The organism is Synechococcus sp. WC101 (assembly GCF_047461555.1).
GTDB lineage: Bacteria > Cyanobacteriota > Cyanobacteriia > Thermostichales > Thermostichaceae > Thermostichus.
This window is the reverse complement of sequence record NZ_JANSHG010000142.1, coordinates 1-6,503: the sequence shown is the minus strand read 5'-3', so window position 1 is coordinate 6,503 and position 6,503 is coordinate 1. Positions and strand designations below refer to the sequence as shown.

The following is a 6,503-nucleotide window of genomic DNA, read 5'->3' as shown; positions in this document are numbered from 1 at the left end:
GTCCGCAGTTGTCAGACTCGTGCTTGAGTTAGACAGTTGACTACCTCTAGAAGACATCGCCACAGCCGAGACAGGTGTGAGGACACAGAACAAGGAGAGAAACATGCCCGCGAAACACGCGAACTACTGGAAAACGTTGCTGGCCGGCACCCTGGGTGCAGCAGCAGTCTTGACCCCTGGAGTGGCCTATGCCCAAGCTACTGGGCCCGTCACCTCCATCTCTGAACTTTCTGATGTGCAGCCTACTGACTGGGCTTTCCAAGCACTGCAATCTCTGGTCGAGCGTTACGGCTGTATTGCCGGCTACCCCGACCGCACCTTCCGCGGCAACCGGGCCATGACCCGCTATGAGTTTGCCGCCGGTATGAACGCCTGCTTGGATCGCATCAATGAGTTGATTGCAGCCGGTTTGGCCGACAAAGTCTCCAAGGAAGACTTGGCCACTCTGCAGCGCTTGCAAGAGGAATTTGCTGCTGAGCTGGCAGCCCTGCGCGGGCGGGTGGATGCCCTGGAAGCCGATGTTACTGATTTGAAAGGGAAGGTCTTCAACCCGGTTACCAAGTTGAATGCTCAAGTCATCGCCGCTGTTGTAGGCAGCGCTCTCACGGAAGACAGAGTTGTTAATGGGAGGGTAGTAGCAGAGCAAAACCAAGCCAACATGACTCTTCCCTATCGGGTACGCTTGAACTTCGATGCTTCTTTTGTAGGTCGCGATCGCCTGCGCATTCGTCTCCAAGCTCGCAACGCTGTGACTGAGTTCTTTGAAGGGGATCCCGGCCTTGAGTTTGGCGGTGGTGGCGGTGGCACTTTCACCCTGGCCCAGCTGGTTTATCAATTCCCTGCTTTCGACCGCGCTGCTACTATCTACACAGGCATTACGGGTACGGGAGTGGGGAGCGTTCTGCAGTACAGCACGCCCTTTGATGCCCTGTCGGACTTTGCCGATGCTCCCAACTCTACGGCAGATGTGCCCAGCGGAACCCTATTTGGTTTTCGCTACCGTTTGAGCGACCAGTTTCGTTTAGCCTACGCCTACAGCACCAGGAACGCTCAAGCCTTGGGCAACGGCTTCGGCGACAGCGGTATAACCGGTAGCGACAGTGCCCACGTGGTGGAGCTGGGCTTCCTGCCGAATGAAAATCTAGAGATTTACCTGCAGTTTGCCAGTACCTATCTGCAGCAAGCAAATGACGGCCCCACCTTCCTGGCCACGGGTAAAAGTCTCTTCCGCGGGCCGGTAAGAGGAACGCAGGTCGATGTCTCTGCGCGGGTAAACGCCTTTACAGTCGCAGCCAACTGGGAGCTTAGCCCTCGCATTACCTTGTCTGGCTGGTTTACGGCTGGCAATGTGGATTACAACCTGCCCAATGTGGTACCGGCTGGCACTGTGGATCCGGGTGAGGAAAACTTTAATGGTTTCCTCCTTGGCTTTGTTTTCCCTGACCTCTTTGTGGAGGGTGCCACAGGCGGGATTGTATTTGGGCAGCCAATCGTGACCACAGACAACGACGGAGTGTGGGATACTCGCCCCTTCGTTGTGGACGTCTACTACAGCTTCCCGGTCAACGAGTACATTACTCTAACGCCTGCTGCCTACTTTGTGAGCAACCCCAATGGCGGCAGACCCGGAGACAACGACCCAACCATTGGCGTGGGGGCTTTGCGAGCTGTGTTTACTTTCTAGTTCTTAAAATCCCTGCGCTGACATCCAAGTTGCTAAGTAGGGATCCACTGGGTTGGATCCCTATTTTCTTACATCAGCCCCTCTGGGGGGATGAAAGCCTGGGCTTGACGTCAAGCTTGGGACAAAGCTAGGGATTACAAAAGGCACACTGAGCGGGATCTGCCCAGGGCTCTGCCACAGGCTCGGTGTGGGTGTGGGAACAGCGGGAACAGCCATATACCCAAGCCTTGGCCACGGGGGTGGGAGCGCCACATTGACCGCAGGGCAGTCCAGAGACCGAGCGGATCTGCCAGTAGCCAGGAGTGCCGCAGGCCGGGCACAGGCTTTGGGCTTTGGCGATTAGGTTTTGGGTGGCGGCTGCGATGACTTGGAGCCGGGTTGGGTTGTACAGGGCCCGCATGTCGGTTTCCAGATGCAGGCCACCCTGCCGAGCCAGCAGCTCCCCCACCACCTGCTTCAGGGTTGCTTCGTCTTGGATTCCTTTGTGGATAACCTGGGGCTTTTCTGGCTGGTCGAGGGCGATCAGGGCGTGCTGGGGAAAACCCGCCCTTTGGGCAAAGTCCAGCGCTTCTGCCCAGCTCTGCACCCAGCGATGGCTGAAATTGGTTTGGGTGCTCTCTGCATAGCCGACCAGCTCCAAGGGCTCCGCGCCGGGTTCAAAAACCCTGAGCATGACCCACTCCTGATTCCAAGGGATCCAAGGGATCTGGGGGTGGGGGCCAAAGGATCCCTCGCTGGCCAAAACCAAAGAGGCGGGATGAGCTTGGCGGGCTCTCTCAATTTTCAGGCGTAGGGTGTGGATGGGATCCCCTGGCCGAGGCCGCTCCCGCGAGAAGGTGCCCAGTTGGTCGGTGTCCAGAGGTATCACTTGCACCTGGATCCCCAGGTGGTGGGCCAAGAGAGGGCCGATCACCTGCTCTTTGCGATGCAGGGTTGCCAAGTAGGCAACCCGACCTTTCCAGTGCATAGATCCAGAACTGACCCCGATCCGGCAAACGAAGTCTGCAGCTTTCTTGTTGGGCTCATCGGAGGGCTCAAACTAGGGGGCTGGGTTTTGCCGCCAAGCCCAAGTGGGCGACGGCCTCGGCCAAAGCGGCCTCTCGGCTTTCCACAAACCGCTCCGCCGGCAGGGGCAAACGTAGGCTTTCCAAGCGCTGCCGGATGCGGCCTCTGGCGCCGACGATCCACACCTGTTTGCCGCGATCTAGGGCCTCGCGAATGGCATTTTCCAGGGAGAGGGTCGCCGAAACGCCTAGCATCGGCACATCGGACAAATCCAAGACCAAAGCCTGGCAGGAGGCCACCGCCTGGTGTTGGCGGGAAATGGCCTGGGAAACCCCGAAGATCATGGGCCCGCTCAGGTAAAATAGCAACACCTGACCGCGGCCCTGGCGCAGCAATTCCTTTTCCCGCGGGGTGAGATCTACGGCATCGTCCGCATCGGTAATGGCTTTCACCTCTTCCGCTTGCAGCTCGCTCAGACGCTGAATGGTGAGCAAATTGGCCACAAATACCCCTACCCCCACGGCGGCGATGAGATCCACGAACACCGTCATGAACATCACCCCGTACATAATGGCTGCCCCTTTGAGGGAGAGGCGGTGGGCCCGCTTCAGGAAGCTCCAGTCGAGGATATCCACCCCCACCTTAAAGGCGATCCCCGCCAGCACCGCCATCGGGATCCCTTGGGTGAGGGGAGCGGCAAACAGCACCACCATCAAGAGGATGAGGGCGCGGGTGATGCCCGCCAAGGGCGTACGTCCCCCTGACTGGATATTCACCACCGTGCCCATGGTCGCCCCCGCCCCCGGCAAGCCCCCCAGGAAGCCGGAGACCAGGTTGGCGATCCCCTGCCCGATCAGCTCTTGGTCGGAGTCGTGGCGGGTGCGGGTGAGGTTGTCGGCAATCACCGCCGTCAAGAGGGTGTCGATACAGCCCAGCATGCCCAGCACCACCCCGTCCAACACCAAGCTGGCCAGGGAAGCAAAGGGCAACTGCGGCCATTGCACCTGGGGCAAGCCGGTGGGGATGGGCCCGATGCGCCGCAAATCCCAGTCAGCCATGAACAAGTTGGCCACCAGCGTTCCCAGCACCAGGGCCACCAACTGGGGCGGCACCACTCTTCGCCAAGGCTTGGGATAGCCAAAGAGGATCGCAAGGGTCAGCAGCCCCAACCCCAGTTCCGGGAACTTGAGATTGAGCAGGTAGGTCGGCAGGTTCTGCACCGCCCCGATCACTCCCCCCTGGCTGGCGTGGCCCAAAAGGGGCGGGATCTGCAGCAAAATCATGATCCAGCCGATCCCCGACATAAAGCCGGAGATGACGCTGTAGGGCATAAGGGTGATGTATTTGCCCAGCTTCAGGGATCCAAACAGCACCTGAAACAGGCCCCCCACCATCACCACCGTGAAGGCCGGCCCCAGTCCCTGGTTCGGATAGCTGGCGGTAACCTTGGCAATGACTGCCGTCATCATCACCGTCATCGGCCCGGTGGGCTCGGAGATGAGGGTGGGAGTGCCGCCGAACAGGGCAGCAAAAAAGCCCACACACACCGCCCCATACAAGCCCGCCACCGGCCCGGCACCAGAAGCCACCCCAAAGGCCAGGGCCATCGGCAGCGAGACAATAGCCGTCGTCAGGCCACCGAAGAGATCCCCACGCCAGTTTTCTAGGCTCAGACGCCGACGCCAAGCCAGCACTCCCCCACCTTGCCCCGTCACTTGGCCCAACATGCCCCACTGCCCTCAATGCTATAGGCAGCCTATCATTGAGCGTTACCATAACGCCCCGATTAGAGGATAGATTTTTATCTATAAATGTCTTCAGGGATCCCCTTGGGACAGGGGGCGGCTCCGGGCAACTCCCTCTGCCCCGGCAAAAGGCAATGGTAGACTAGACGCAGGCGCACTTTATTTTAGTTTCCTGGGTTGCCGACCGTTGGCCGGCAATGGCGATTGCTGCTGCGACAGCTTTGTAACCTCGAACCGTGCCCGCGCCCAAGCCGACCGGGATCCCTCACCTCTACCCCCACCCATGAGCGACAACGAATTGACCGCGCGCATCATCTCCACCGACCTGCAGCGGGAGATGGCGCAGTCCTACCTGGAATACGCCATGAGCGTGATTGTCGGGAGGGCTCTGCCGGATGCCCGCGACGGCCTCAAGCCGGTGCATCGCCGCATCCTCTACGCCATGCACGAGCTGGGCCTGACGGCGGATCGCCCTTTTCGCAAGTGCGCCCGCGTCGTGGGGGATGTGATCGGGAAATACCATCCCCACGGGGATCAGGCGGTTTACGAAGCCCTGGTGCGCATGGCCCAGGACTTCTCCATGCGGGAGCGCCTGGTGGACGGGCACGGCAACTTCGGCTCCATCGACAACGACCCGCCGGCGGCCATGCGCTACACCGAGTGCCGCCTCACCGCTTTTGCCCAGGAAGCCCTGCTGCAGGATATCGACGCCAACACCGTCGACTTCATCGACAACTACGACGGATCCCAGCAGGAGCCGCTGGTGCTGCCGGCGCGGATCCCGCAGTTGCTGTTGAACGGTTCTTCTGGCATTGCCGTGGGCATGGCCACCAACATCCCGCCCCACAACCTGGGAGAGCTGGTGGACGGCCTGATCGCCCTCATCCACAACCCCAACCTGACCAGCCTGGAGCTGATGCAGTGGATCCCGGCCCCCGATTTCCCCACCGGCGGGCTGATCATGGGCCAGGAAGGCATCCGCGAAGCCTATACTACCGGGCGCGGCTCCATCACCTTGCGGGGGGTGGCCACGGTGGAGACCATCGAGCAGCGGGGCCGACCGACGCGGGAGGCCATCATCATCACCGAGCTGCCCTACCAAACCAACAAGGCAGCCATGATTGAAAAAATTGCCGAGCTGGTCAACGAGAAAAAACTGGAGGGCATTGCCGACATCCGCGACGAAAGCGACCGCGAGGGCATGCGGGTGGTGATCGAGCTGAAGCGGGATGCTCAGCCTCAGGTGGTGCTCAACAACCTCTACAAGCAAACCCCCCTGCAGAGCAACTTCGGGGTCAACATGCTGGCCATCCTCAACGGCGAGCCGCGCACTCTGACGCTGCGGGACGCACTGCAGGCTTTCTTGGATTTTCGGGCAGAGGTGATCGAGCGGCGCACCCGCTACGAGCTGCAGAAAGCCGAAGAGCGGGATCACCTGTTGCAGGGCTACCTTTTGGCTTTGGGGCAGTTGGATCGGGTGATCGCCCTCATCCGCGGAGCCGCCGATGCCGCCACAGCCCGAGCTGAGTTGCAGGCAACGTTGGGCCTGAGCGAAGCGCAAGCCGATGGCATTTTACAGATGCAACTGCGCCGCCTCACCGCCCTAGAAGCGGAGAAAATCCAGGCCGAACACGAAGACTTGGTGAGGCAAATTGCCGATTTGCGGGATATTTTGGCCCGCCGGGAGCGGGTGATGCAGATCATCAGCGAAGAGCTGCAGCAGCTCAAGAGCCGCTTTGCCAGCCCGCGCCGCTCCCGCCTCTGCCTGGAAGACTGTGAGCTCAAGGTTGCCGATCTGATCGAGAACCGCGAGACGGTCATCTTCCTCACCGAGCAGGGCTACATCAAGCGCATGGACCTTGAAGAGTTCCAGGTGCAGGGGCGGGCCACCCGCGGCAAGGCCGGCGCCCGCATCAAAGACGACGATGCCATCGAGCAGTTTTTTGCCTGTCGCAGCCACGACACTATCCTCTTTTTCACGGATCGGGGGATGGTCTATACCCTGCCCGCCTACGAGATCCCGCAGGGGAGCCGCACCGCCCGCGGCAGCGCCATCGTCCAGTTGCTGC

4 protein-coding genes are annotated in these 6,503 nt (G+C 60.6%); 2 read left to right on the top strand and 2 right to left on the bottom strand.

The window, feature by feature from the left end:
• The first annotated feature begins 103 nt into the window (after window positions 1–103).
• Window positions 104–1,684, top strand: coding sequence for an iron uptake porin (locus NW809_RS09910; RefSeq protein WP_414402038.1), 1,581 nt, complete (start codon window positions 104–106; stop codon window positions 1,682–1,684).
• Window positions 1,685–1,811: 127 nt separating this feature from the next.
• On the opposite strand, the gene NW809_RS09905 is transcribed toward NW809_RS09910, so the two are convergent.
• Together NW809_RS09905 and NW809_RS09900 are read right to left on the bottom strand one after the other, a co-directional pair.
• On the bottom strand, window positions 1,812–2,651 hold the full coding sequence (locus NW809_RS09905) for a DUF6671 family protein (protein ID WP_414402037.1): 840 nt from the start codon (window positions 2,649–2,651) through the stop codon (window positions 1,812–1,814).
• Window positions 2,652–2,718: 67 nt separating this feature from the next.
• On the bottom strand, window positions 2,719–4,416 hold the full coding sequence (locus NW809_RS09900) for a SulP family inorganic anion transporter (RefSeq protein ID WP_414402036.1): 1,698 nt from the start codon (window positions 4,414–4,416) through the stop codon (window positions 2,719–2,721).
• Window positions 4,417–4,717: 301 nt separating this feature from the next.
• On the opposite strand from NW809_RS09900, the gene gyrA reads away from it, so the two are divergent.
• On the top strand, window positions 4,718–6,503 hold a 1,786-nt coding region (gene gyrA, locus NW809_RS09895; protein ID WP_414402039.1), incomplete at its 3' end, for a DNA gyrase subunit A.

Excerpts from the sequence above, each read along its gene's own strand:
- NW809_RS09910 (WP_414402038.1), top strand. The coding sequence starts at position 104 with ATGCCCGCGAAACACGCGAACTACTGGAAAACGTTGCTGGCCGGCACC.
- NW809_RS09905 (WP_414402037.1), bottom strand. The coding sequence starts at position 2,651 with ATGCACTGGAAAGGTCGGGTTGCCTACTTGGCAACCCTGCATCGCAAA.
- NW809_RS09900 (WP_414402036.1), bottom strand. The coding sequence starts at position 4,416 with ATGTTGGGCCAAGTGACGGGGCAAGGTGGGGGAGTGCTGGCTTGGCGT.